The following is a 24,226-nucleotide window of genomic DNA, read 5'->3' on the forward strand; positions in this document are numbered from 1 at the left end:
TCCGGAATGAATCGGACAGCTGGAATTCAGTGTCCCCAGCGAACGGTGCTGAAGTCGATGTTGCCGGGTGGAAATACTGGACGCAGTCCAAGGTCCTTCAGACCCTTGGCGTGAACAACCACATCGTTGACGTTGACAAGCGGGATGACAATGCCGGCATCGAAGTACATCTGGCCCGCCTTCTCGTAGAGGGCGTCGCGTTCTTTGACGTCGGTCAACTTCCCGGCCTGATCCACGATGGCATCGGCTTCCGGCACGAACCGGCCAAAAAAGTTGAGGGGGCCGTTTTTTGTGAAGAACACCTTGGCCTGGTTCTCGGGATGGGCGGCGTCGGGGCCGGCGATCGTGAGAAGCAAGTCGGGAGGGTTTGGGTCGTCCTTCAAGGTATAGGCAGCGCCGGAGGGCAGCACATAGGCCGTTGCCTTTACGCCGATCAACGCCAGTTGCGCTATCATCAGGTCGGCGATACGCGCGTAGCTTGGGGCCGCGCTATGGAGGCCAATGACCAGACTGACCGCGCCATGATTGGCGATCGCGGCTTTCGCCGCCTCGAAGTCGGTCGGAAACCGGATCGGATTCACGGGGTCGAGCATCACGTTCGGATATACCGACTTCGACAGGGTTGCGAACTCTCCAAAGGCGTCCTTGATCCATAGCGCCGGGTTGATCGCTGTCAAAACGGCCTTGCGGACCTCCGCATCTTCAAGCGGCGAACTCGGCTTAACGAAAAGGTCGTAGGGGATCATGCTCGGGGCGGAAGTGATCTCCAGCCCCTTTGGCAGGCCGGTGAGTTGCGCGAACGGATAGTTGATCGGGACCGCATCGATGGTACCCGCCTGCAATTGAAGTATCTGCTGGCTGATATCGGGCACGACAGAAATCTGGATCTGCCGGAAGAACGGTTTGTCGCCCCAGTAGTCGTCGTTGCGTTCGAGCACATAGCGCTGACCGCGTTTGAATTCAGCCAGTTTGAATGGACCGGTGCCGACCGCATGCTCATTGAGCCAGGTCTTCGCAAAGTCGCCGTTATCATGCTCGGCGAGCGCCGCGGGACTGACGATCTTGGGGCCCCACGGACTGGAAAGGGCATCGAGGAGCGAAGGCTGGGGGTGGCCCAACGTGAGCACCACTGTCGAATCGTCGGGCGCGCTCATGTTCTTCACGTTGGCCAGGAAGTAACTCAGGCTTAGCCCACGATCACGTCGCCTTTCGAACGACTTTATGACCGCTGCCGCATTCAATGGCGTGTCATCGTGGAACTTGACGCGCCCGATCAGGTGGAATGTGTAGGTCAGCCCGTCATCCGAGATCTCCCAGTTCTTGGCGAGCCGACCAACGATCCTGGTCGAACCCGGCTCGTATTGGACAAGGCCTTCGTAGACATTGTTGATTGCGCTCATCGCGCCGGTCTCAAACCCGTTGTCCGGATCGAACGTGCCGATATCGGCCACATACGGAATGCGCAACACATCCTGAGCGAGCGCCGGCGCCATCCAAAGCAGCAGACCGAGCACGAGCGCCAGCATTCGGATGCCAAAGCTGGGTCTGGAGGATTGTTTGGCCGGACGAGAGTAGGACGTCTGCATCAATTGTCCCCGTTGGCCTGTTCTTTCGGCGAGGGACTGCGGCAAGCCATATGCACTCAATCCTTGGCCGAGGAGGGCGCCCCTTGTTCAACGCAGCATTCGCCGATGCCTCGAGAAACTCCTTCGTCGGCATCGGCGCCGTCAGCCAGACAATACACTGCCTGGTTGCACGATACGACAGCCTACCGATAGCCGTCTATGAGTCTCGGGCAGAGGATACCCTATCCCTGGGCATAGATTGTTGAAGCACGAATGCCTGCTCAGCAAGGTCTTTCGAAACCGAGGGGAGCACTGCAGCAATGTCAACTATGATCCGACCGGGCGAAGTTGTGCTAAAGACATATCCACCCCGTCGCCCGGGGTAGCCTTCACACACGAAGGCATCGGTCCAGTGCTTGCCGTGACCAGGATTGCGATCCACTGGGTGCACCCCGGCAAGACCATCGGATCGCATTCTAAATACCCTTGCAGAATTGGCCCGCGGCTGGCGTCGGCGCATTCTGGTCGCACGACCGCAATCCTCAATGGAGGAGCCAATGTATGATCTGACGAGAATGCCGCCGCGCCGCACATCTCTTGTCGTACCAGCTTTCGTGGCCCGGACCGCTATCGTGATGTCATCAGCCACACGGTTGGCATCTGCAATTCGCGAATTCTTGGCACCCCGCTACAGACCAGAGCTCCACTATATGCGAGGTCCGGGACCCGCCTGCGCGCGTCGCCCGATCAAGGTTGGGGCGAGGCAAGTCCAGCCGGCAGTTCATCAACCGCAGCAGGACACAGCCTGGAACGGATATGTCCAATGAACTGTATCCACTGCGGCTCCACCTTCCACCGGCGACCGTACCACTACTACTTCTGCTCGCAGATGTGCTGGGAGGTTGCCAAGAGGGACACAGCCTGGAGGATACTGGCGGATGGTTTCGGCCCGTTCACATCGCCAGTTAAGTCCACTTCTTCTCGGTATCCTCGACCTTCCTGGTCGGGCCATCGCGCACGACGCCCCGACCGGGAGGAAGCCTCCTTGGGCCTGTTGCAGCAAAATGGACTATGATGGGGTACGGTCGTCGGTCGTACTGGAAGAGGAGCAAGGAGTAGATGGCTATCGCGACACGATCCCGGTCGGAGGCAGCGCGCTGTCCTGACGGGTGGAACGCTCATTCCCGCTACCCCCGGCGATGTGCCATGCCCTCGACTAACCGCCCCAGTCCTTTGCATCGCTAGACAGATGCTTGCGTAGAATAGTCTAATACGTTCAACGGCCTCATTCTTCTCCAGCCTGCCACGATCTCAGTGTTTTTCGAATGGGTAGGCCATCCATGAACCAAAGGAGAAGAATATGACAAGTGAAGTAGCAAGCAAGGGGTTGGAATGGACCAACCTTATTCTGGGCGCTTGCCTGACCGGCGCTGCCTTCAAGTTCGCCGAGTTGCCCCTCGCGGCTTGGAACGCGGGGATTATTGGCTCGCTGATTGTATGCTGCTCTGCCGTGGCGCTCTATCGCTACGGCGATTGGGCCGAATGGTCCAATCTCACATTGGGGGGCTGGGCAGTGGTCGCTCCATTCCTGCTCGGCTTCCGGTCGGCGCAGGGACCGATGTGGACGCATGTTGTGATCGGGCTTTGCGTTGCCACCATCGCCGTCATGCAGCTTTCGGCAAGTCGCAAGTCCGCGAGCTCGTCCTCCAGCGGTAGGTCCGAAGCCCGCAGATAATGTGGTCCAAACCGTGACCACCGAGGACGGACTCGCGGAGTTGCTGCGGCCGTCCTCGGGAAGCGGTTGGCTGAAATGATGGGCGACAAGCCACCGCGCGTCGTGGCCGTAGGGCCTGCGATGCCAGTTGGCGGAGCGGCGTATCCAGGGATTGCTGCTGCCGAAGTGTCGGAAATCCTGGACGATCGGATAATGCTCCCTAGCCCTGCGTCTGATCGACCCCAGCCCTGAGACTTGGCGGGCACGCCTCTCAATCCGTCTCGTCTCATGGATTTCCATGAGATGCGGCCGAAGTACGCTGAGGCTACGGTGGGGCGTGAATTCGCCAGCCCAGATCCAGACGCCCGGGACAAGTGCTATACCCAGCACTGACAGTTCCCATGCCTTACCTGTGCTGGAGGAGCAGCAAATGATGCACGTCTGGTCGCACCGCCCCCAATTGGTGCACCTGGGGCTTTTTTTCGCTGCATATGTCCTGGGCTGCGGATTCGCCCAGTTGCTCGCAATCGTGCCTGGGACAGGTATTTCCATCTGGCCCCCGAGTGGGCTTTTCATCGCCACCCTGGTCCTCGCCTCCAGGCCAAGTTGGCCGTGGTGGGTAGCGACTGGCTGTCTGGCCGAACTGTTCAGCAATTTCCTGTGGTTTCACAGTCCGCTGCCTGCTGCCTTCCTGATCTTTGCCGGCAACGCTCTTGAGGCGGTTGTCGGCGCATGGCTCGTGAACCTGACTTGCAGGCGGCCGGTCCGGCTGGAGACCCTGCAGGAAGTTCTCGCATTCGTAATATTGGCCGCCGGGGTAGCACCTGTCGCAAGCGCAACGGTCGGAAGCGCCACCCTTGCGTGGTTTGGCATGCAATCGCAAACCTTCACGGCTGCCTGGCCGTTGTTCTGGATCGGCGACGCGACAGGGGTCCTGATCGTGGCGCCGCTGGCACTGGTCGTGTTCCACAACTGGCGTGACGTGACCCAGATATCAAAGGCTCGGTGGATCGAAGTTTGCGTCCTGGGGTTGTTCTTTTTGGGCGTTGCCACTCTTTCTCTCAGCGGTTACCTGCCCTTCGCCTACATAATCATGCCGCCTCTTCTTTGGGCCGCGGTGCGCTTCGAGTTCAAGGGCGCAGCCGTCGCCTTGGTCCTCCTCGCGCTGATCACGGCGGTATTCACGATATCCGGTGCCAGCCAATTCGCCGGCGATCCCGAATCGCTGAAGCAGAAGCACATCATGCTTCAGTTGTTTCTGGCCATTTCGGCATTCTCGGCGCTCATCGTTGCCGCAATATCCAGGCAGCACCAGCTGGCCCTGCGCACATTGCGCCAAAGCGAAGGCCAACTTCAGCGGATGATCGATGCACTCCCGGTCCGGGTGTGGAGCGCGACGTTGACGGGCCAGCCGTTGTACTTCAACAAGCGATACCAGGACCACTTCCGCGCCGTTATCCCGAACTTCGATCCTCTCCAGCCTCCGCGCATCGAGACATTGGTGCAGGAACTGACTCATCCGGAGGACGCTGCCGAGGTTCAGCGGACGATGCAGAACTGCTTCGCAACCGGTAACGCCTCCTCGATGCGGTTTCGTTGGCGCGAGAAGGACGGCGACTACCGTTGGGCGGAATGCCGGGTAGCACCACGGCATGACGATGACGGAGAAGTTGCCGAATGGTACGGCGTTTCTCTCGACATCGACGACGAGGTGCGCGCGCAGGCGGCGCTGCGTGAGCGTGAGCGAGAGCTATCACTGCTGGTCGACATGGTCCCGGTCAACATTGGCCGCATGGCGCCTGACGGCGAACCGACTTTCTTCAGCAAACGCACGCTGGAATCTATCGGCGTGGACAACGTTGCGGCTTTGGATCGGAAAGGGATGAGCCGCGTGGCAGCTATGATAGGGGCAACCGTCCATCCGGAGGATGGACCCCGCATGAGGGAGGTACTTGGCCACGCCCTCGCAACCGGCGAACCCTACACCATGAAGTATCGCCGCCGCCGCGCAGATGGCGTGTACCGCTGGATGGAGGGCCGCGCAGAGCCGTTGCGCAATCAAACGGGAACGATCGTGCAATGGTACGTGGCTGCCATGGATATCGACGATGAGGTGCGCGCTCAGGAGGCATTGCGCGACCGGGAGCGAGAGCTTGCGCAACTCGTGGATATGGTTCCGAGCATGCTTTGGCGGTTGAGTTCGGAGGGCGAGCCGACCTTCTTCAACAAGCGCCTGATGAATTTTCTCGGCCTGGACATAGCAGATGCAGACAAGCCTGGGATGATCCGGCTGTCTGATGTCATAGAGACGGCCGTCCATCCCGATGATGCCGCAGGCCTGACGGAAGCACTCAACCATTGCTTCGTCACTGGCGAGCGCTTCTTCAGGAAGTATCGCCTGCGGCGTGCGGATGGCGCCTACCGCTGGGTGGAGGGCAGCGCGGAGCCGCTACGAGATGAGAGCGGACGCATCCTCGAGTGGTACGGGCTCACGCATGACGTCCACGATCAGCTGCTTGTCGAGGAGGCGCTTCGCCGGAGCGAGCGACAGCTGCAGCAGCTCATTGACACCGTGCCAGTTCAGATGTGGTGCGTCTCGCCGAGCGGGGAGCCAGCCTACATCAACAAAACCATGGTGGATTATATCGGTCTGAAGCTGGAAGATTTTGATGCCGAGGGCGGATTGCCAAGTGCAATCGAAACGATCGTCCATCCAGATGACAAGGCCGCGTTGCTGGGCGCCTTGACCCATTCCTTCAGAACGGGTGAACCGTTCGAGCTGAAGTTTCGCAACCGCCGATGGGATGGCTCATACCGATGGACGGAGGGCCACGCGGATCCACTCCGCGATGAGAGCGGTCGCATTATCCGGTGGTACGGCGCCAACCTTGATATCCACGATCATGTGACATCTCAGGAGGCATTGCTCGAGAGAGAACGCTTCCTCTGGCAGCTCGTCGAAACGCTGCCGGCGATGATTGATTGCGCCGCGCCGGATGGCGAACCGGTTTATCGCAGTCAGCAGCTGCGCGAATTTCTCGGATACGACCTTGAAGAATTGGACGGGACAGGAAAGACCCGGCTGGCCGGCACACTCGACGCCGGCGTTCATCCCGACGATGTGGCGGGGGTCAAGGAGAGATACGCCCATTCGCTAGCCACCGGCGAGCCTTATGCGCGAAGGCATCGTCTGCGGCGTTTCGATGGCGAATATCACTGGGTCGAGACGCGCGCCGCGCCGATGCGAAACGCCGGAGGCGCCATTGTGCAGTGGAACGTGATTTGCCTGGACATCGACGGCGAGGTCCGGATGCAGGAACAGCTGCGTCTTGCCCAGGAGAACCTTGCGCGTCAGAGCCAAGCGGCCAGCCTGGCCGAACTCTCAGCGTCGATCGCGCATGAGGTCAACCAGCCCTTGGCGGCCGTTGTGGCAAACTCGCATGCATGCCAGCGCTGGCTCACGGCCGACCCCCCGAATATTGAGCGCGCCAAGAAAACGGTGGAGCGCGTCATCCGGGATGCCAACGCAGCGGCGGATGTCGTCAGCCACATCAGAGCCTTGTTCAAACAATCCGTGGAAACGCAGAGGACCGACACAACGCTGTCCAGCGTTATTGCCGAGGCGCTGGATCTCATGGCGGAGGAGGCGGGGCGGCGTCGTGTCCGCATCAATACGGACGTCGAACACGATCTTCCGCATTTGCTGCTCGATCGCGTCCAGATCCAGCAGGTCCTGGTCAACCTCATTCGCAACGGCATGGATGCGATGGACTCAATTGCGGGCGAGAGATCCGTTGGGGTGCGCGTGCGCCGACTGGACAATGTGGTTCAGACGGAGATCAGCGATCGCGGGCAAGGCGTCGAGTTTCCGGAAAGAATATTCGAGCCGTTTTTCACCACGAAAGGGCACGGGATGGGCATGGGGCTGGCCATCTGCCGTTCGATTGTCGAATCGCATGGCGGCCGACTGTGGGTGGAGGCGAACGAACCGCGCGGAACGACGTTCCTCTTCACGTTGCCGGCTACAGCGGTAGCGGCGCCATGACGATTGAAGATCATATTGTCTACATCGTCGATGACGACGAACGCATTCGCGAGGCGCTCAGCGAACTCCTGGCATCACACGACATGCGGGCTGTCGCGTTCGCGTCGGCCGGCGACTATGTCGGCATGGACAAGCCGGATCTGCCGTCCTGTCTCATCCTGGATGTCGAGTTGCCGGATATCAACGGCCTCGATCTGCAGAGGCAGATCGCCGCAGGAGATCATCCGCCGATCGTTTTCATAACGGGGCATGGCGACATCCCCTCATCCGTGCGCGCGATCAAGCACGGCGCCGTGGACTTCCTGACCAAGCCTTTCAGCGATGCGGATCTCATGGCTGCGATCCACGCGGCGATTGCGCAGGATCACGCAAGTAGGTCGGAGCGCGGCAAGCTTGGCGTGCTGAAGCAACGCTATCTCGACCTGACACCGCGCGAACGCGAGGTGCTGACGCTGGTGGTGAGCGGCCTGCTCAACAAGCAGGCCGCTGCTGAACTGGGGATCAGCGAGGTCACGCTGGAAATCCATAGAAGGAACGTGATGCAGAAAATGATGGCGGCATCGCTTGCCGATCTCGTGCGCATCGCGGAGCGACTGGAAATACCGATCACCCACTCGCGCCGGGCGGGGAGGAGCTCAGCGTGAGCAACGTGAGGCCTATTGTGGCGGTTGTCGACGACGATCCACGACTGCTCGAGTCGCTGGAGGAGCTTCTGGAGTCCGCCGGCTACGCAGTCCGCAGCTTCTCATCGGCGCGACAGCTGCTCATCAGCGGGCTGTCGGGCCTGGATGTGCTCATCACCGACATCGGGATGCTTGGCATGAATGGCTTTGAACTTCGTGACCTGGTGAAGAGGACGCGTCCGGAGCTGCCGGTATTCTTCATCACAGGCCGCCATGAGATAGCCGATCAGGAACGGGCGCAGGGCGTCAGCGGATTTTTCCGCAAGCCATTCGACGCTCAGGCCCTGCTCGCCGCGGTCGGCGACGTTTTGCGCAATCAAAAAGTGGAGGATTGATCATGACAGGTGAGCAGCCGCTCGCGCGGAGATCGGCACCGCTCTCACCACAGCGAGAAGCAGAGGAGCCGCTTGTCATCATTGTCGACGACGATGCGTCCGTTCGCGAAGCGCTGTCCGAGTTGATCCTGTCGGCGGGCTTCCAGTCGATCTGCTTTGCCTCGACCCGCGAATTCCTCGACGCCGACGTATTGGACACCCCTGGCTGCCTGGTCCTCGACGTGCGCATGCCAGGCGCAAGCGGTCTCGACCTGCAGGATCGTCTGGCAAAAAGCGGCAACCCCAAGCCGATCATCTTCCTGACCGGGCATGGCGATATTCCAATGACTGTCCAGGCGATGAAGGCCGGCGCCGTCGACTTTCTTACCAAGCCAGCACGCGATCAAACCCTGCTTGACGCGGTGGTTGCCGGGATTGCCATGGACAGGGCTCGGCGGGCGGCTGCCGTGGTTGTCAAGCGCAATACCGAACGGCTTGAGACGCTCACACCACGCGAACGTCAAGTTCTGCACGAAGTCGCGCGGGGGCGTGTCAACAAGCAGATCGCATTCGACCTCGGCATCAGCGAGATCACCGTCAAGCTCCACCGCGGCAATGTGATGCGTAAGATGGAGGTCGGATCCATCGGCGAGTTGATCCGGGCATGGGAAACATTACCTGCCGCGACACGCGATGCGGGCGCGGCCAAGCCTTCGGCTTGATCCCACGGCCGTGGATGTCCAAACGCGCGGGGAGGAACTCCTCCCCGGCGCCGGACTGGAAGGCTATTCGTCTGGCAGGGCGAACCAAATGCAGCCACTCCGCGAGGGCCTATTCGTCAAACGGCGCGTTCGCTACGGAGTCGACGGAAGAAGGCGCCTGGTATCCTGGCACGAAGCGTTCGCCGAAGTCTCGGGCGAAGTTGTCGTAGGTCGTTTCCGGGTGCGTCTGGGCAATATGACAGAAGCACCGCGTCATGCGCCGCTTCATCTCGAGCCGCGGGAATTCACCGACAATCCTGGCGATCTCCGCCGCAGGGATGGTCTCGTAGCTGAGCCCGACGACATCCAGGCAGACGCCGGCAGTACAAAGGGCCACCTCTGCCTCCTTGTAGAGGCCAATCGACGGGGTCGAGTTGAGGGCCACGCTGTCCCAGATGAGCTGAGCTCGGCGCTCGTCCATCCCGGCTTGTCGTGAAAAGGTCCTTGCCAGATCCGCGCCTTCGACTTCGAAACGGCGGGGGCCGTCAAAACGCTCATTGAGCGTGATGTCGTGCAACAAGGTGCCGACTGCCACGACTTCCGCATCGTGGTCGATGTTGCGGAGCTGTCCAAGCCGTGCCGCAAACAACCAGGAGCGAACCACGTGATTGAACAGATAGGCCTCGCATTCTCTGCGCGCGTATTCGAGAGCCTTCTGCACGAGCGGGGTATCGGGCACCGCGACCCCTGCAAGTGTCCGGCTGGTGGTGGTTCCGTTCATCGTTGAATTGTCTCCTCAATAGATTCCGACGGGCTTCGCCGGCTCGCGCCGTCGCCGGTTTCAAGCGGCGGTGCGCATGCGATCCGCGGGGTGCTGCAGGCGAAAGCCGATCGCCAGCCTGTTCCAGGCGTTAATCGTAGCGATGCCGATCGATAGCGCGACGAGTTCATCTTCCGAGAAGGCCCTCCGGGCTTCCTCATAGGTGGCGTCGGGCGCATGGGTTTCCGAAATGCGCGTAAGAGCTTCTGCCCAGGCGAGCGCGGCCCGTTTACGTTCCGTGTAGAGGGCGGACTCGCGCCAGGCGTCGAGCAGCAGCAGCCGGTCGTCGGTCTCGCCCAGCTTGAGCGCGTCTTGCCGGTGCATGTGCAGGCAATCCGCGCAGCCGTTCATTTGCGACACCCGCAGCTTGACGAGTTCGAGCAGCTTCGGATCGAAGCTGCTCGCGAGCCAGCTCTCGATGGTGACGAGACCCTCGATGCCGCCGTTCTTGCGGGCCAGGAAATTCAGACGCTTGGTCATGTGACACTCCATGGGGTCGAATGACTATTTCATTTTCTCGCGGGTCGGCACCGGCGGCTGACGATCGCGGTCGGCTCGTCAGTCGTAAGCCGACGTTTCCAGAACGAGCGTGCGGGCCGGTATATCGACGCGCCGGGTGGCGGATGCTGGGTGTCGGATGCTGGGTGGCTATCCAGACACGAGAATACCTAGCGATAACCTACGCCGCTCACGTAGTTTAAGAGTAGTTGTTCCTGAACTTCTTCTTGCTTGAATAAAGCTTTCATCGCGTCTCGTACGTCCAATATGCCAACCGGCTTGGCACCGGCGTCGATCACGGGAATGTTTTGCAAGCTTCGTGTCGCCATGAGCTTGTACACCGCGTGAACATCGTCCCGGGGACCGCATGACACGACGGGACTGCTCATTAGGGCGCAGGCCGGCGGCGCCGGCGACGCCGGACTGGTGAGATGACGGACCAGGTCGGATTTGCTCAGCACGCCTGCCGCTTTGCCATGTCCGTCGCAGACAACGACCAGGCCAATGCCAGGCTTCGACAGCGACTGGGCTGCGTCCTGGAGCGCGGCATCGACATCGACCACCGCCAGACGTGCGATGGTCAACGCGTTGAGTTGTTCGATGTGCATCAGGTTCTCCGGCTACGAGCCGTCCTCGTTTTGACCTCACTTCTCGAATGTCGTCAGGTTGGTGTCGTTCGTGTCGACGACGAACACCGCCAGCAGCCGGGCAGGCTCGGTGGTGCTGGCATTTGCGCTGACGCCGTGATGATCACCGGGGAATTCCGACCAACTGTCGCCCACGCGATAGATGGTCTCCGGTCCATTGTTGACCTGGCTGCGGATCGCGCCTTCGAGGACCGTGGCGAAGATGAAGGCGGACTTTGCGTGAACATGTGGCGGGGAATTGCCGCCTGGCCCATATTCGACGAGCACGGCACGCATGGACTTGCCAGGCACGGTCGGGATTTCGTGGTCGTAGACCATGGTGACCTTGGCGCCCGACGGATCGTCGGCCAGGGCTCCGGTAGCGAAAAAGCCTGCAAGTGCGGCAGTGCACAGAATGGTCCTGATCATTGTCTTGGCTCCTGTTTTGGATCAGATGGAGGGGATCGCCGACCGATGGGAGGGGCGGCCGGCGATCGGGCTCTTGCCGGGGGAGGCGGCGCGAGCCTAAGACCTGATGAAGGCGAGCAGTTCGGCGTTGACCTGGTCCTGATGCGTGGCGGTGATGCCGTGGGGCGCGCCCGGATAGTAGATTTCCTTGGCGCCCTTGATCAGCTTTGCCGACTTCCGCGCCGAGTCCTTGACCGGCACGATCTGATCGTCTTCCCCGTGCAACACCAGCGTTGGGACATCGAATTTCTTGAGGTCTTCGGTGAAGTCAGTCTCCGAGAATGCTTTGACGCTCTCGTAGGCGTTCTTTGCGCCGGCCTGCATGCTCCACAGCCAGAACTGGTCCAGCGTGCCCTGCGAGACCTTGGCGCCCGGCCGGTTGGCGCCGTAGAACGCGAGCGCCAGGTCCTTGTAGTATTGCGACCGATCGCCGGCGACGCCGGCACGGATGCCGTCGAAGACTTCCATCGGCAGGCCTTCAGGATTTGCCTCGGACTTCAGCATGATCGGCGGGACGGCGGCGATGAGAACCGCCTTGGCGACCCGGCCGGTTCCGTGGCGGCCGATGTAGCGGGCGACCTCGCCGCCGCCAGTGGAGTGACCCACGAGCGTTGCGTCTTTGAGGTCTAGCGCTTCGATGACGGCAGCGAGATCATCGGCATAGCCGTTCATGTCGTTGCCCGAGGAAGTCTGGCTCGACCGGCCGTGCCCGCGCCGGTCGTGTGCGACGACACGGAAACCGTTCTGCGCGAGGAAGAGCATCTGGCCATCCCAGGCGTCGGCATTCAGTGGCCAGCCGTGAGAGAAGGTGATGACCGGGCCTGTGCCCCAGTCCTTGTAGTAGATTTCGGTGCCGTCCTTGGTCGTGATTATGCTCATGCTTGTTGCTCCTTTGCTTGTCCTGGAAGATGAAATGCCTTGGCTTGGCTTCGCCTGAACGGGCGCGATCCGGCACATGCCGACCGCAACCGTGGCGGTAAGAGCGCCCAACAAAACATCGCGGCGTGATGCGCGGTGAACCAAACCGTCCTCGGTGTCGCCGACATCGCGAGGTTGATTTTCTTGATCATCCCGGAAGACCAGTTTGCCGTCACTTCTGCGGCCGCGCATGACGGCCGTTCTGTCGGCCTTTGCCATGTAGCGGCCATGAGCCAGAGTTTCGATGAAATACGAGGCCTGCCACGCTTCGATCCAAGGACCGGCAACATATGCTTCGTCATCGTAGACGTAGAAGCCAGTAAGGCCGTTGGAGATCGCTTGTGCTTTTACATGGTAGGTCATGTGAGTTGCCTTCTCTCGTCTATATCCTGGCGCCAAAAAGAGGGGAGGAGGGGTTGTTCTATGTTCGACCTTCTTCCCGTCTGATGTCGGCCCGCCATTGCGCGCCAGTCGCCGATCAGTGCCGCTGGAGTGAGGCGCCGAACCAATCTTCAAAGCGCTTGGCGCCGAGCCGCGGGTGATCGCCGGGGACGAGTGACCGATCATCCAGCTCAGTGCCGAAATAGGGGGCGTGGGGATCCGCATTCACCTTGCGCGGATCGTTCGTCGCCTTCAGGAACTGCGCGACAAGGTCGCTCATGCGGACCGGCGTGGGGCCGGCGATCTCGATCACGCCGTTGACGGGCGGCGAAAGCGCCACATCGGCCATGACATCAGCTACATCATCAGAGGCGATCGGCTGAAAATAGGCGGACGAAACTGTTGTAACATCTCCCACCGTTCCCGATTGCGCGATGCCGCCCAGGAATTCGAAAAATTGCGTCGAATGGACGATGGTGAAGGGTATCCCCGAGTCCCAGATCAGTCTCTCCTGGGCCATTTTGGCGCGCATGTATCCGCTCTTGGGTAGGCGCTCGGCGCCCACGATAGAGAGCGCGATATGGTGTTTCACGCCGGCCCACCTTTCTGCGTGGAGCAGATTTCGCCCGGAGGTCTCGAAAAACTCCAGGACGGCCTTGTCCTCAAATGATGGCGAATTCGCCAGATCAATGACGACCTGCGCTCCCGAAAGAGCTTCGGTCAATCCTTCGCCTGTGATCGTATTGACACCCGAGTTCGGCGACGCAGCGAGCACTTGATGGCCCTTCTTGCGTAGCCTCTCGACCGTCTTCGAACCGATGAGTCCGGTGCCGCCTATCACGACGATTTTCATGGTCGATCCTCCTTGTTCGCATTCCAGGGATTGTGTTGTCGGATTGAGCGGCCATCAGGCCGACACGTCACTCTGTCTTCGCTGTAGACAATGCGACGGAGCCGCCTGCCAAACTATCGAACGGAAGCATTTGTCATGCGATGCGAAGGTCTAGGACCGATGCGTCGATTGGCGGGGGATTATAGTCAAGATGTGACGGACGGCAGGTGCACGTGCACGGGTCGACCCGGCTGTCGGAATACACCGTCGACCCTTGCGCATACAACGAACCCGGTACCCGGCAATCGTATGCTGTGCCACTCTAGCCGGCTGGAGGCGTCGGACTGACCCTCGATCCAATCGACTGCGCATGGTCCGCCCACATAGCGTTCGCCAAAAGCAGGGCCTGCTAGGCGCCCAATGACCGGGGAGGACGCAAATTGTCACACTCAGAAGGGACACAAGGCACAGTCGGCGACGATGGCCAGGGCGGGGGCACGGGCACGGTTGTACGCGCCCGACATACGGAGCAGCCGACCGCCGGCATCGTTCATGACCTGGGCAATCTCATCCAGGTTGCGTCATCCGCGTTGAACCGCGTTGCACGGGATCCCAGCGTCTCAACGGCTCCGGCCCTCGAGCCTGTGATCGCCAGCGCCAGGACGGCGCTGCAACGCGCCGGCGCGCTCGTCCGGCAGACGATCGGCAAAGCCGCCGAGGCGCCTCGAGATATCGAACATACAGACTTGTGCAGCTGCCTGGCTGAGGTCGAGGCTCTCATCCGAAGCGCATGGGAGTCGCACATCCGGCTCGAGGTCCGCGTCGGATCGGATTTGCTTGCCGCAAAATGCGATCGCCTGGGCCTACAGAACGCGATCCTCAATCTCGTGTTCAACGCGCGCGACGCAATACCTGACGGCGGCTCGATCTCGATAGACGCCGCAATGGCGGGTCACGGCCGCGCCGCTCTTATCGAGGTACGCATCGCAGACAACGGTATCGGCATGACCCAGGAAACCATGGCCCGCGCCTTCGATCCTTTCTTCACCACCAAGTGCTCGGGGCTGGGCGGTATCGGCTTGCCGATGGTGAAGCATTTCGCCGAGCAGCACGACGGAAGTGTCGAAATCGACAGCGCACTCGGGTCCGGCACAACCGTGATCTTGCGATTACCTGCGGCTCTCCGGTGATCTGAATGCCCAAGAGCTGGCCTTCCTGCTGCGCGGAATTTCGGTGGCGTGTGTTTATCCAGGTACTCGTCTCATCGACTTCGCAGGACGAATTGCGTGCACCTTCGCGAGATTGGCCGGGTGGATGATCTCACCCTCGATGGGGCAACCCCGGTACGAGGATACGGCCCCACACCGGCAAGCTGGGAACGACTGTTTCGATGCCTGCCACGACAGTCCGTAGAAGGTCATACCTTTCTGTCCTTGTGCACACCGGCTGCTCGAACACGCTTGAACGGGACGCTGCGAAAGACCGTCTCAATGGCTTTGAGTAGGGCGGAGCTCGAGGTCGCGTGCTGCTGTCCAGATTTGCGGTTTTCATCCAAGGTCGACATTCCGGTTGCCAGGATAGCTGCCAGGTCCTCGGCCATTTCGGGCCGGTCGAGCAGCAACGGAGCGAAGCTCGCCTGGTCTATCTCGTAGACGACGACGTGGGTCATTGCCTGCAATGTCGACTTCTCGCCCAAGCCGACGAGCAAGCCGGTTTCTCCGAAGAAATCGCCGGGCGCCAAGTGGCCGACTTCCTCGAGGCGAGCATGGTCTTCGCGTTGTCGAACGATGACTCCGGTCTGGACGATCATGAGAGATGGCAGCATCTCCCCCTGTCGCGCGATGATGTCGCCCTTGCGGTAAGTGCGCACGGAAGCCGTGGCTGCAAGAGTCTCCTGCTCGTCCTCCGTCAGCGCCGAGAATATAGGTATGGCCCTGATAAGTTCGATAGGGGTGACGGGCGGGGGAAGAGCCGTCTGTTCGGTCGATATAGCGGACATCAAAATCGAAGAGGAGGGCTCGGCCAGCAGCAACCCTGTGGATTTCACATGGCGATAGACGAGATCGATGATTTCATTCCTCGCCGGGACACGTCGATGGACATCTGCAACATAGAAGAGCAACTCGACCTCGATCGCCCTTGCATCCAGGCTCTTGATCGCAACCAACGGCGGCGGTTCCTTCAGGATGGAGTTGCAGCTGAGCAAGGCCATGCGCATCACATCCGCGACAATCGCCGGCATCTTCGTCGGTGCCAGTCTTACTGAGAGCGAAAGTCCATGGTTCTCGCCCGGGCTGCTCACATTGGTCAGGCCAAGTTTGGCCAGGAAGCTGTTCGGGAGTACGACAATGTTGTGGGCCCAAGTGAGCAGGTGGGTCGACCGCCAGTTTGTCTCAACAACACGACCTTCGGTACCGTCGCTGAGCACGATCCAATCGCCGAGCACGTAGGGGCGACCAAGGGTTAGTGCGACGCCTGAGAATAGATCGCTCAGCGTATTCTGAAGCGCCAAGCCCAGCATGATGGCAAAGACGCCCGATGTGGCGATGAGCGTCCCGACGGGAACGGCGAAGACGAAAGCGAGGATCGACAGCAACGTACTAACGTAGACGACGCCGACGACGAGCTCCTGCAAAAGGCGCGCCTCACGCGGCTTTCCCTCGAAGACAAGGAAGATGCGGACAAAGCCGATCAATGCCCAGGCGAAATGAAGCCACCATAGTACTTTGGCCGATCCGATGAGGACCGCTTCAGGCGTTGCCACATCGCCCCGTGCCGGCTCGTAGGGAACGACAGTGCCGTCCAGGAGCAGGACCGACATCACAAGGAAGAAGGCGATCTGAACGACCAGTCGTGCGTTAGCCAACCGCCTCGGAATCAGGTGCCACACGACAATTCCGGCAAGGCCAACCAGCACGATGTAGAGAAGGGGGGAATTCCACAAGGTCATGACTGCCGCGTCGGCCATCGTGGGTCACCCGCCTATTTCGGCTCTGGATGGGGTTGATGGCCGGTATCTCGCCGGGCGCCGGGATTTGACGCTGCCTTATTCCTCTCTAGGACTGCTTCGGTTATCGAGTTGGGCAGGCGCCGCGGCGTCTCGAGGTATCCGAGTAGCGGCATGGCGACGACGAAGAACGCCAAATAGTAGAGGGTCGCCAATTGGGACATCGTGACATAGGCGCCTTCTGCAGGCTGCGAGCCGAGCCAGCCGAGAAAGAGGGCGTTGGCCACGAACAGCCAGAAGAAGAACCTGTACCAGGGCCTGAAAACCGCCGACCGCACCTTTGAGGTGTCGAGCCACGGCACAAAGAATAGAACGGCGATTGAGCTGAACATCGCGAGCACGCCGCCAAGTTTGGAATTGATCGGTCCGACATTGAAGGTGATGGCGCGCAGGATCGCGTAGAACGGCAGGAAATACCATTCCGGCACGATGTGAGCAGGCGTTTTCAGCGGATTTGCGATGGTGTAGTTGTCGGGATGACCGAGAAAATTTGGCAGATAGAAGACGAAGTAGGCAAAGAAGAACAGGAACACGATAATGCCGAACGCGTCCTTCACGGTAGCGTAGGGCGTGAAGTCCACAACGTCGGTCTTTGATTTCACCTCAATGCCGGTGGGATTGTTCTGGCCAACCACGTGAAGCGCCCAGATGTGCAATGTCACCACGCCGACCAGTAAAAACGGTAGCAGGTAATGCAGCGCAAAGAAGCGGTTCAGCGTTGGATTGCCGACTGCGTAGCCGCCGAGCAGCAATTGCTGGATCCAGTCGCCGACCAAGGGAATGGCGCTGAAGAAGCCGGTGATGACGGTGGCGCCCCAGTAACTCATCTGGCCCCAAGGCAGCACGTAGCCAATGAAGGCCGTCGCCATCATCACCAGCAGGTTGGTACAGCCGAGCACCCACAGAAGCTCTCGCGGTGATTTATACGACCCATAGTAGAGCCCGCGGCAAATGTGGATATAAACGGCGATGAAGAAGAACGAGGCGCCATTCGAATGCAGCGAGCGCAGTAGCCAGCCCGAATTCACGTCGCGCACGATCTTTTCGACCGAATCGAAGGCCAGCGTGGTGTTGGCCGCATAGTGCATGGCCAGCACGACGCCGGTCAGAATCTGCGCGGCCAGCATGATCGTGAGAATGCCGCCGAACGTATAAGCGTAGTTCAGGTTGCGAGGAACGGGGTAGACGATGAAGGAATCGTGCACCAACCGTGGCAGCGGAAGCCGGGCATCGAACCAGCGTTCGATACCGCTGTTGGGCTTGTAGGTCGAGTGTCCCTCACGCATCCAAATGTCCTCTGCCTCAGCCGATACGGATCTTGGTGTCGGTTATGAATTGGAACACCGGCACCCTGGAAAGTTGCTGCCATGGCGACGCCGGCACTCGAGTACCAAAGCCAACGGGCTTCGTTCATCGAGTTTTCCCCACTAGATAGAAATATGCCGGCCGTCGCGGGATGTGAGCTATCGTTCCGAGGGCGAGAGTATCCAGTACTTTCGTTTATGACCTTCGGGGCGAACGAGTCCCCCTGATCGCCATACCGCCGCTGCGGTCATCACTTTCAGTAAGGGTGATCACTCTGATCGTGCCTGTGGCTGTGGACCGCGGTGGCGCGCGCGGCATCGCAGGAAATTGATCAGTCGATGCAGCGGCCAGGAACTGGCGATTGAAGCTCTCGATATTCGATCATTGGGTGAAGCTGCACAGTCAACCCAATGAAGGCCTATCGTAGAACGGCAACTTCTTCGCATTATCCTGCCCGAACCGGACAGTCCGCTTTCGGCCCCAAACTGCCGTAGCTGAACTTGCACACAAGCAAACGATCAAAGCTTCGAATGGCGACGAAAACTCGAGTTTGGGCGGCGACCTTCTGATCCTGGTATCAGGTGCGTGCTCTGTACCGGATTCCGTTCTCGGGCAAGAATTCGATCCCGGCACTATCCAGGGTGCGCTTTATACTCACCAGATTGTTGGCAATCGGCATACGTGCGCCTCGCTCAAAGTCCGCAATCGTCTGCCGAGCCACATTTGCCGCTCTCGCCAATTCTTCTTGGCTCCACCCAAGCATCGCCCGAGCGCCACGACATTGTTCTACCGTCAGCGCACCGTCCATGCATACAATCCGATTGACGTCAATCAATTTGTATAAGATGATTCCTCATCGGCCGAGCTAAGCGCTGGAACGCATAGCCCGACCTGACCACACCAAGCTGTTAGGAGCTCGGATCATGGCTGATTCCGACAATACCATGACTCTACCTTTCGTCACCCGCAGGAAGGTAATCGCCGGCATGACAATTGCAATCGCTGGATGGGAGATGCGCACACTTGCCAGCGACGCAGCAGCTGTCCCCTTCGATCCCGCGCTGGCAGTTTGGCTAGAATGGCGCGAAGCTCGCGAAGTTAGCCAGCGCCTCTGTGATAAGAGTGCGCAGCTAGAGCGCACGCTGGTCGAGACCGTCGGCTTCCCGTGTGCGACCGTCAGGTTGCCCGGTGGCGAGGACGTGACACTTCATTCCATCAGAGCACTTCACGAGGCGCTTGGTGCTGGTGCTGATACCGCCGAAGAACTCGCGACGGCAGAAGCCCATTTTGCGGCCCATCAGGCCCGCTGGGATGCCGCCGACCGACGAGTTGGCTTTTCGGGCGTTGCAGGCGCTGAAATGAAGGCAGGCGAACGAGCCGAAGCTCTGCTCGAAGCCTTGGCTGCGACACCTGCCACCTCTCTTACCGGCGTGGCGGCTAAGCTGAATGCGGTGCTTCTTGAAAGTGAGGTGCGGGAGGGCGGCGCCGAGTTTCCTTGGCCGCAGATCCGTTCGGCTTTCCAGGATATTATGCGAATCGGCCGGCAGAGAGAAACCCCCGGCACTCCCAGCGACGCGCCATCTCGCGCCGGTAGGCCGAAGTGAGCAACTGCGCAGTGTGCCCGACGCGGTTGCAGGTCTGTCAAGTCTTGAGGTCTTCCGGAGCAGCGCCAGGTCGTCACAGCCGGGATTGTCGCCTACCGGACGAACCGTCTGCCGCCAATATGCACTTCTCGGCGACGCGCTGTCGTTTGCTTTTTTGGCCAGCACTCTTCGGCTGTAGCCGGACGTCCGCTTCTAGCAGGTCAGATAATGCCTTGAACCGGCTAGTAATTCGCCTTTCGAGAGCGACAATGGCGGAATGTCCGCTAAAGCCTATCAGCTTCGCAAAACAACGGAGTTCTCCGGTCTATTCGACTATCTGGCATCTGACCGCTTTCGAATGTCCAAGGACGCGCAACGGTGCAGCGAGGGCTCGCAACCGGAAATCATTGACGACTGGCCCGAACGCATTCCCGTTTCAAAGCGAGAGTTGGACTTGTTCGAGGTTCACTGCTCCGATCTACTTGATGAGATTTTTGGAGCCAGAAGCTGACAGAACGAGAGGAGGCCGTTCATGAATGCCAGCGCAAACTCTGCCTTGGCCACGTCCGGTCGAGCCGCACTTTATCTCCGCGTATCGACGGGCCGCCAGGCAGAGCACGATCTTTCAATCCCCGATCAGCGTCGTCAGTTACAGGCTTATTGTCACGCGAAGGGACTATCTGTGGCGATGGAATTCGTTGAGCCGGGTGCATCGGCGACCGACGACAAGCGGCCCGAATTCCAGGAAATGATGGACGCGGCGTCGCAACACCCAGCACCCTTCGACACTATCGTCGTCCACTCGTTCTCGCGATTCTTTCGAGATCAGTTCCAACTCGAATTCTACGTCCGACGGTTGGCAAAGAACGGAGTGCGGCTGACGTCGATCACGCAGGACCTCGGCGACGATCCAATGAGCACAATGATGCGCCAGATCATGGCGCTATTCGATGAATATCAGTCCAAAGAGAATGCGAAACACACGTTACGTGCCATGCGGGAAAACGCCCGGCAGGGCTATTGGAATGGTTCCCGACCGCCCTACGGCTACCGGATCGTGGCCGCCGAGCAGCGTGGCGCCCGGACCAAAAAGAAAATCGAACCTGACCCCCTGACCGCCGACAATGTCCGGTTGATGTTCCGTTTAGCGCGTGCCGGCGACAGCCATAACGGTCCGATGGGGGTTCGTCAGATCGCTAGCTATCTGAACAATCGCGGGATTCGGACACAAACCGGAGGGCGGTGGGGTCTGGGCGGAGTTCATCAGGTCCTTACGCGCATGACCTACATCGGGCGACATCGCTTCAACGTCAGCGGAAAACGAAAGGGCGTTGAGAAGGCTGCTGAAGATATTGTCGAAGTTGCTGTGAAACCCATCATCGAGGAGCATGAATTCAATACGGTTCAGGATCTTCTTAAGTCGCGAAGCCCTCAGTTGCGGCCACCTCGGTTCGTGAGCAGCCCGATGCTCTTGGGGGGTGTGGTGTTCTGCGAGGATTGTGGGGGCGCGATGACCCTGCGTACTTCCGGAAAAGGGAAACAATATCGATATTACACCTGCAGTACGGCGGCCCGGCAAGGCCCCAGCGGCTGTAAGGGTCGAACAATGCCGATGGAGAAGCTTAATAACTTGGTCGCGAGCTATGTTGAACGGCGACTGTTAAACCCAGACAGGCTTGAGGAACTGCTGTCCGGGCTGCTGCGACGGAGAGCCGAGCAAGACAATCGCGAGAAGGACCGGGTCGGTGATCTGAGGCGACAGGCGGCTGACGCCGAGGGGAAGCTTACACGGCTATACGAAGCGATCGAGGATGGTCTGGCTGATCTGTCTGATAGCAATCTCAAGACACGAATCTCGGAGTTGAAGAGAACACGAGATGCGGCCAACGCCGATGCCGAGCGGGCTGAAAGCCGAAAAATTCAAGCCGTTGAGATAACGCAAGAGGCGGTTGCACGGTTTGCCGAAGGAGCTAAGCGGAAACTTCGGGATGAGAACGGAAGCTTTAGGCGCCACCACCTGCAGACGCTGGTGCAGCGAGTTGACGTTGGAACCGATCGAATTTTGATCAAGGGATCGAAAGCGACACTCTTTCAAACGCTCATCGCGTCAAAGGGAACGCGTGGAGTGTGCACGGTTGGAAACGACGTTCGCAGTTTTGTACTGAAATGGCTCCCCGGGCCGGACAATTTTGTCAAATCGAACCTGGGAGAGCAGGGGCCTGAAAGCCATTATTTTTCAGTTGCTTAAGTCGGTCGCCTCTCTCGAGGTGCCACCTTGTTGGTGTACCTCTATGGGTAGCAGCGGTGTACCTTGCCGTCAATGAGAATGATGACGTCAATTCCGCCCGGTCGGTGAAACGTCACCTGGCATGGCGCGCGCTTCCCTGTGGCTGCTGTCACGACTGGTGGTTTAATGGGTGAATTTCTCAATGCGGGGGCACTCATCGGTGGCATAGATGTCGCGAGCTGCTTGTTTTGCCAATTCAAAGTCCGTGATTGCGGACCCTAAGCGTTCATGAATTTTGTCGCGAGCGCCGTCCACCGATCGCGCATAGTCATAGCCAAGAATGTAATCTCTGGTCTCGATCTCATACTGTTTGAACGCCATCCAACTGGCGGCCTCACCACCGGGACCTTCTTGCTTTCTCAATTCAAGCAAATCATTCAGATTTCTCTCTGCAAGCCGAAAAAACCGTCCAGAAGTGTCGTCGTCTCTAGCCAAAAACGCCAGCGCTGCGCATGACAACGCTCTCACTTGCATCTCGACCAACAGGTTGGTGTCTCCTTTCTCGGCCATACTTGGAGTGCAAGAGAAACAAGATAGCAAAACGGCTACGACTTTCTTCATCGAACAGCCCCCCTCGACAATGTTGAACACTGCACCCGGCGGGCTCAGCCGGCAAGTTCGGACGTGCTGGGCTGCGCCAAGACGCCGCCGAGGTCGCCCCTTAGATAGTCGCGGGGAAACCTTAGCGCCGCCCAGCGCAGCCTGTACGGGGTGGGAAAGATCAAATCAACTCGCTACGCTGCGCCCGCCTCAACGAACCTGACGGGCAACGCTGCGGCGATCTCCTCAGCCATTCCCGGCAACAGCCGTTCGAGGGCCTGCCGGGTTCGACAATAGAATTGTGGTCGCCATGAGGGATGCCCGCCACGCCTTCCTGACCTGTTCTGAATGATCCACTGGATTTGGTTGCGACACTTGATGATCCGGATCGCCCTGGCCTCGCTGAAGTCCCACCTCAGGACCACGCGGGAATAGTTGTCTGCCTCCTCGCAAGCCGGGTTAAGAGCGCGCGGGGTTTTGGTTCTGCTCATTGTCTGAATTACCTTCCTGTTGATGATGATGTTTCCCGGGTCGCCGGGGCTGCGCTGAACGCGGTGAAGCAATCCGGGCGCACAATGTGCCTCCAGATCAAAGCGCCGCTGGGCGCACGGTGTTTGGGGTGAGTGGGGTAGAGCCCGAAGGGGGCTTTGAGCTTGGGGCAATGGTTCACCGGGATGGCGACCTGACCCCCTTCGGGAATGGTGGTGAGTGGTCCTCGGCCACGAATGGCCTGCGGGTGGTGCTGCTATATGCCTAGGTCGAGACGCATCTTAGACACCTCGACGCAGTGCTGGTGGAAGATCGAGAAATCACCCTTCAACGCCGCCTTGCGGAACGTCGGAAGGTCCTGCTCGTCAACGTGATCCATCCATGTGGCATGGTCGATCCCGTATTGGCTGAACACATCTCGATTGAGAGTTGCGATGAAGCCAGCCTCGACAACCATAGCCTGCGCCTCAGTGATCCCGAACTGCTCCCCGACAGGGATTTCTCCAAGGTCGACGAAAGCATCTGCAAGGAACTTCTGCTGGTCCTCGGTGTGGGTCTCCCGAAGGTTATCTAGGGTTTCGTTGGTCTTCGATTGAAGCTCCTCCACGTCCATGGCCTTCAGCTCGGCGTCAAGGGCTTCGAGGTCAGCGGCTTCGGGGTCAGCGATGGCGTCTTGGTCGTCTTTGATCTCGTAGTCTTCCGGGTTCAGGTTATCGAGGTCAATTTCGTCATCACCCCAATCCGACACCTCCGAAGGGATTTCTCCCTCCGAAGGCTGTTCAAGGTCGGACTGGGTTACCGAAAACGGTAGCCGTATGGTCTCAGGGCTTCGTCAAGTCCTGCACCGTAGTCGTTGGCACTAATCTCGCCGCGTTCGTACATCTCACGGGCCTGTTTGGGGCCTAGCTGGATGCCACCAACCGTCACCGGGATGGTGTCGACAAGAGCCCTAGGCGGCACTGCAAATGCACTGCTGTCACTCTCAGGGGCCGGTGCGTTCAACTGCTCCACCTTGGTCACCCCGTTGCTGATCGAGACCCGCTGGCTGAGGGTTCCGCGCTGCTGCTGCTGATACCAAGCATTACCCGCAAGGGAGACCTCAGTTGCCGCTGCGACCTGTGCCCGCAACTTCGCCGCCTTCTCATCGTGAGCGGCCTTGGCTGAGGCGTGTTGAGCCCGCTCGACGAACTCACTCCGCTGCTCTGGGGTCATGTTGGCGAATGCCTGCTCGGTGGCTGACATCGGCTTATCGCTGTCTCTGCCGCTCATCTGGTCGTCGCTGTATCTATCGTTAGACATGGTTAGTTCCTTCAATGGTGATGGTCCCTGAGCGGAATGCTGCAAGGTTCTGTCGTGTCGGTCTGGTGATGGTTCTAGAGGGCCTCAGCGGCGCGGCTGAAGCCCGTAGCTGTGGATTGGTAGTGCTGGGGTGTCATCCACCGCTGGCGGC

Annotated in this window: 22 protein-coding genes; 9 read left to right on the top strand and 13 right to left on the bottom strand. The window is 59.6% G+C overall.

What is annotated here, in order from left to right; translation table 11 throughout:
• Positions 1 to 26: 26 nt before the first annotated feature.
• Complete coding sequence (locus JG743_RS15055; RefSeq protein ID WP_202301817.1) at positions 27 to 1,586, bottom strand: ABC transporter substrate-binding protein; 1,560 nt, start codon at positions 1,584 to 1,586, stop codon at positions 27 to 29.
• Positions 1,587 to 2,200: 614 nt separating this feature from the next.
• On the opposite strand from JG743_RS15055, the gene JG743_RS34660 reads away from it, so the two are divergent.
• The 6 genes from JG743_RS34660 (at position 2,201) to JG743_RS15080 (ending at position 9,043) form a co-directional block, all read left to right on the top strand.
• Entirely contained in the window at positions 2,201 to 2,392 is a 192-nt protein-coding gene (locus JG743_RS34660; RefSeq protein WP_446720909.1) for a hypothetical protein, read from the top strand.
• Between the two features lie 533 nt (positions 2,393 to 2,925).
• Positions 2,926 to 3,300 (top strand): SPW repeat protein, encoded by a 375-nt coding sequence (locus JG743_RS15060; RefSeq protein ID WP_202301819.1) that lies wholly within the window; start codon positions 2,926 to 2,928, stop codon positions 3,298 to 3,300.
• 409 nt (positions 3,301 to 3,709) lie between these two features.
• Positions 3,710 to 7,324, top strand: a complete 3,615-nt coding sequence (locus JG743_RS15065) for a PAS domain-containing protein (protein ID WP_202301831.1) — start codon at positions 3,710 to 3,712, stop codon at positions 7,322 to 7,324.
• The gene (locus JG743_RS15070) at positions 7,321 to 7,968 is read left to right on the top strand and encodes a response regulator transcription factor (RefSeq protein ID WP_202302630.1); all 648 of its coding nucleotides are present in this window, start codon (positions 7,321 to 7,323) and stop codon (positions 7,966 to 7,968) included. Before JG743_RS15065 ends, JG743_RS15070 begins: the two co-directional genes overlap by 4 nt.
• Entirely contained in the window at positions 7,965 to 8,342 is a 378-nt protein-coding gene (locus JG743_RS15075) for a response regulator (protein WP_202301833.1), read from the top strand. The genes JG743_RS15070 and JG743_RS15075 overlap by 4 nt, the downstream gene beginning before the upstream one ends.
• A gap of 2 nt (positions 8,343 to 8,344) precedes the next feature.
• A complete protein-coding gene (locus JG743_RS15080; protein ID WP_202301835.1) occupies positions 8,345 to 9,043 on the top strand; it encodes a response regulator transcription factor in 699 nt (232 codons plus the stop codon).
• A gap of 109 nt (positions 9,044 to 9,152) precedes the next feature.
• On the opposite strand, the gene JG743_RS15085 is transcribed toward JG743_RS15080, so the two are convergent.
• The 6 genes from JG743_RS15085 to JG743_RS15110 all read right to left on the bottom strand — a co-directional run bounded on the left by JG743_RS15085 (position 9,153) and on the right by JG743_RS15110 (position 13,586).
• Entirely contained in the window at positions 9,153 to 9,803 is a 651-nt protein-coding gene (locus JG743_RS15085; RefSeq protein ID WP_202301837.1) for a hypothetical protein, read from the bottom strand.
• A gap of 60 nt (positions 9,804 to 9,863) precedes the next feature.
• Positions 9,864 to 10,322, bottom strand: coding sequence for a carboxymuconolactone decarboxylase family protein (locus JG743_RS15090; RefSeq protein ID WP_202301839.1), 459 nt, complete (start codon positions 10,320 to 10,322; stop codon positions 9,864 to 9,866).
• A gap of 188 nt (positions 10,323 to 10,510) precedes the next feature.
• A complete protein-coding gene (locus JG743_RS15095; RefSeq protein ID WP_202301849.1) occupies positions 10,511 to 10,948 on the bottom strand; it encodes a CBS domain-containing protein in 438 nt (145 codons plus the stop codon).
• A gap of 36 nt (positions 10,949 to 10,984) precedes the next feature.
• Entirely contained in the window at positions 10,985 to 11,395 is a 411-nt protein-coding gene (locus JG743_RS15100; RefSeq protein ID WP_202301851.1) for a cupin domain-containing protein, read from the bottom strand.
• A gap of 96 nt (positions 11,396 to 11,491) precedes the next feature.
• Positions 11,492 to 12,457: an alpha/beta fold hydrolase gene (locus tag JG743_RS15105; protein WP_202302632.1), complete on the bottom strand. Its 966-nt coding sequence runs from the start codon at positions 12,455 to 12,457 to the stop codon at positions 11,492 to 11,494.
• A 373-nt stretch (positions 12,458 to 12,830) separates the two neighbouring features.
• On the bottom strand, positions 12,831 to 13,586 hold the full coding sequence (locus tag JG743_RS15110) for an SDR family oxidoreductase (RefSeq protein WP_202301853.1): 756 nt from the start codon (positions 13,584 to 13,586) through the stop codon (positions 12,831 to 12,833).
• 419 nt (positions 13,587 to 14,005) lie between these two features.
• Between JG743_RS15110 and JG743_RS15115 the strand changes: the two genes are divergently transcribed.
• Positions 14,006 to 14,755 (top strand): sensor histidine kinase, encoded by a 750-nt coding sequence (locus JG743_RS15115; protein ID WP_202301855.1) that lies wholly within the window; start codon positions 14,006 to 14,008, stop codon positions 14,753 to 14,755.
• Positions 14,756 to 14,982: 227 nt separating this feature from the next.
• On the opposite strand, the gene JG743_RS15120 is transcribed toward JG743_RS15115, so the two are convergent.
• From JG743_RS15120 to JG743_RS15130, 3 genes are all read right to left on the bottom strand, one after another.
• On the bottom strand, positions 14,983 to 16,533 hold the full coding sequence (locus JG743_RS15120) for a mechanosensitive ion channel family protein (RefSeq protein WP_202301858.1): 1,551 nt from the start codon (positions 16,531 to 16,533) through the stop codon (positions 14,983 to 14,985).
• Between the two features lie 14 nt (positions 16,534 to 16,547).
• Entirely contained in the window at positions 16,548 to 17,858 is a 1,311-nt protein-coding gene (locus JG743_RS15125; protein ID WP_202301860.1) for a cytochrome b, read from the bottom strand.
• A 596-nt stretch (positions 17,859 to 18,454) separates the two neighbouring features.
• A complete protein-coding gene (locus JG743_RS15130) occupies positions 18,455 to 18,685 on the bottom strand; it encodes a helix-turn-helix transcriptional regulator (RefSeq protein WP_274608537.1) in 231 nt (76 codons plus the stop codon).
• A 115-nt stretch (positions 18,686 to 18,800) separates the two neighbouring features.
• Between JG743_RS15130 and JG743_RS15135 the strand changes: the two genes are divergently transcribed.
• Both JG743_RS15135 and JG743_RS15140 read left to right on the top strand, forming a co-directional pair.
• Positions 18,801 to 19,481 (top strand): hypothetical protein, encoded by a 681-nt coding sequence (locus tag JG743_RS15135; protein ID WP_202301862.1) that lies wholly within the window; start codon positions 18,801 to 18,803, stop codon positions 19,479 to 19,481.
• Between the two features lie 511 nt (positions 19,482 to 19,992).
• Positions 19,993 to 21,708, top strand: coding sequence for a recombinase family protein (locus tag JG743_RS15140; RefSeq protein ID WP_202301864.1), 1,716 nt, complete (start codon positions 19,993 to 19,995; stop codon positions 21,706 to 21,708).
• Between the two features lie 162 nt (positions 21,709 to 21,870).
• On the opposite strand, the gene JG743_RS15145 is transcribed toward JG743_RS15140, so the two are convergent.
• The 3 genes from JG743_RS15145 to JG743_RS15155 all read right to left on the bottom strand — a co-directional run bounded on the left by JG743_RS15145 (position 21,871) and on the right by JG743_RS15155 (position 24,075).
• Positions 21,871 to 22,308, bottom strand: a complete 438-nt coding sequence (locus tag JG743_RS15145) for a hypothetical protein (RefSeq protein ID WP_202301865.1) — start codon at positions 22,306 to 22,308, stop codon at positions 21,871 to 21,873.
• Positions 22,309 to 23,032: 724 nt separating this feature from the next.
• Positions 23,033 to 23,524 carry a hypothetical protein gene (locus JG743_RS15150; RefSeq protein ID WP_202301867.1) on the bottom strand — a complete coding sequence of 164 codons (492 nt, stop codon included), beginning with the start codon at positions 23,522 to 23,524 and terminating at the stop codon, positions 23,033 to 23,035.
• Positions 23,525 to 23,571: 47 nt separating this feature from the next.
• A complete protein-coding gene (locus tag JG743_RS15155) occupies positions 23,572 to 24,075 on the bottom strand; it encodes a hypothetical protein (RefSeq protein WP_202301869.1) in 504 nt (167 codons plus the stop codon).
• Between the last annotated feature and the right edge of the window lie 151 nt (positions 24,076 to 24,226).

The organism is Mesorhizobium sp. 131-2-1 (assembly GCF_016756535.1).
In the GTDB taxonomy this organism is placed as follows: domain Bacteria; phylum Pseudomonadota; class Alphaproteobacteria; order Rhizobiales; family Rhizobiaceae; genus Mesorhizobium.

What these genes read in the sequence shown, in the direction of transcription:
- JG743_RS15055 (WP_202301817.1), bottom strand. Translation starts at nt 1,586, where the DNA reads ATGCAGACGTCCTACTCTCGTCCGGCCAAACAATCCTCCAGACCCAGC.
- JG743_RS34660 (WP_446720909.1), top strand. Translation starts at nt 2,201, where the DNA reads ATGTCATCAGCCACACGGTTGGCATCTGCAATTCGCGAATTCTTGGCA.
- JG743_RS15060 (WP_202301819.1), top strand. Translation starts at nt 2,926, where the DNA reads ATGACAAGTGAAGTAGCAAGCAAGGGGTTGGAATGGACCAACCTTATT.
- JG743_RS15065 (WP_202301831.1), top strand. Translation starts at nt 3,710, where the DNA reads ATGATGCACGTCTGGTCGCACCGCCCCCAATTGGTGCACCTGGGGCTT.
- JG743_RS15070 (WP_202302630.1), top strand. Translation starts at nt 7,321, where the DNA reads ATGACGATTGAAGATCATATTGTCTACATCGTCGATGACGACGAACGC.
- JG743_RS15080 (WP_202301835.1), top strand. Translation starts at nt 8,345, where the DNA reads ATGACAGGTGAGCAGCCGCTCGCGCGGAGATCGGCACCGCTCTCACCA.
- JG743_RS15085 (WP_202301837.1), bottom strand. Translation starts at nt 9,803, where the DNA reads ATGAACGGAACCACCACCAGCCGGACACTTGCAGGGGTCGCGGTGCCC.
- JG743_RS15090 (WP_202301839.1), bottom strand. Translation starts at nt 10,322, where the DNA reads ATGACCAAGCGTCTGAATTTCCTGGCCCGCAAGAACGGCGGCATCGAG.
- JG743_RS15095 (WP_202301849.1), bottom strand. Translation starts at nt 10,948, where the DNA reads ATGCACATCGAACAACTCAACGCGTTGACCATCGCACGTCTGGCGGTG.
- JG743_RS15100 (WP_202301851.1), bottom strand. Translation starts at nt 11,395, where the DNA reads ATGATCAGGACCATTCTGTGCACTGCCGCACTTGCAGGCTTTTTCGCT.
- JG743_RS15110 (WP_202301853.1), bottom strand. Translation starts at nt 13,586, where the DNA reads ATGAAAATCGTCGTGATAGGCGGCACCGGACTCATCGGTTCGAAGACG.
- JG743_RS15120 (WP_202301858.1), bottom strand. Translation starts at nt 16,533, where the DNA reads ATGGCCGACGCGGCAGTCATGACCTTGTGGAATTCCCCCCTTCTCTAC.
- JG743_RS15125 (WP_202301860.1), bottom strand. Translation starts at nt 17,858, where the DNA reads ATGCGTGAGGGACACTCGACCTACAAGCCCAACAGCGGTATCGAACGC.
- JG743_RS15130 (WP_274608537.1), bottom strand. Translation starts at nt 18,685, where the DNA reads ATGGACGGTGCGCTGACGGTAGAACAATGTCGTGGCGCTCGGGCGATG.
- JG743_RS15135 (WP_202301862.1), top strand. Translation starts at nt 18,801, where the DNA reads ATGGCTGATTCCGACAATACCATGACTCTACCTTTCGTCACCCGCAGG.
- JG743_RS15140 (WP_202301864.1), top strand. Translation starts at nt 19,993, where the DNA reads ATGAATGCCAGCGCAAACTCTGCCTTGGCCACGTCCGGTCGAGCCGCA.
- JG743_RS15145 (WP_202301865.1), bottom strand. Translation starts at nt 22,308, where the DNA reads ATGAAGAAAGTCGTAGCCGTTTTGCTATCTTGTTTCTCTTGCACTCCA.
- JG743_RS15155 (WP_202301869.1), bottom strand. Translation starts at nt 24,075, where the DNA reads ATGTCTAACGATAGATACAGCGACGACCAGATGAGCGGCAGAGACAGC.